Annotated in this window: 1 protein-coding gene; it reads left to right on the top strand. The window is 65.1% G+C overall.

Translation table 11 applies throughout. The features are described from left to right. Nucleotides 1–499 (top strand): AMP-binding protein (locus tag E0D90_RS26020; RefSeq protein WP_157996963.1); only part of this gene is annotated, 499 nt, incomplete at both ends.

The following is a 499-nucleotide window of genomic DNA, read 5'->3' as shown; positions in this document are numbered from 1 at the left end:
CCCCACCTCACCCCCCACGACACCGCCTGCGTCATGTTCACCTCCGGCTCCACCGGCGAACCCAAAGGCGTCCTCTCCACCCACCACAACCTCACCTCCACCCTCACCGCCCAGACCTACGCCCGCTTCGGCCCCACCGAAACCACCCTCCAATGCTCCCCCGTCTCCTGGGACGCCTTCAGCCTCGAATTCTGGGGAGCCCTCACCCACGGCGGCACCACCGTCCTCCAACCCGGACAACGCCCCGAACCCACCCTCATCAACACCCTCACCAAAAAACACCACATCACCCAACTCCAACTCTCCTCCAGCCTCTTCAACTACCTCACCGACGAACACCCCGACACCTTCACCACCACCCACACCGCATACACCGGCGGCGAACCCGCCTCACCCACCCACACCCACCGACTCCACCAACACCACCCCCACCTCACCATCACCAACGGCTACGGCCCCGCCGAATCCATGGGCTTCACCACCACCCACACCATCACCC

It is taken from the genome of Streptomyces otsuchiensis, from assembly GCF_004305975.1.
Lineage (GTDB): Bacteria > Actinomycetota > Actinomycetes > Streptomycetales > Streptomycetaceae > Streptomyces > Streptomyces otsuchiensis.
Note: the sequence above shows the minus strand (reverse complement) of the source record. Positions and strands in the feature narration are given on the sequence as shown.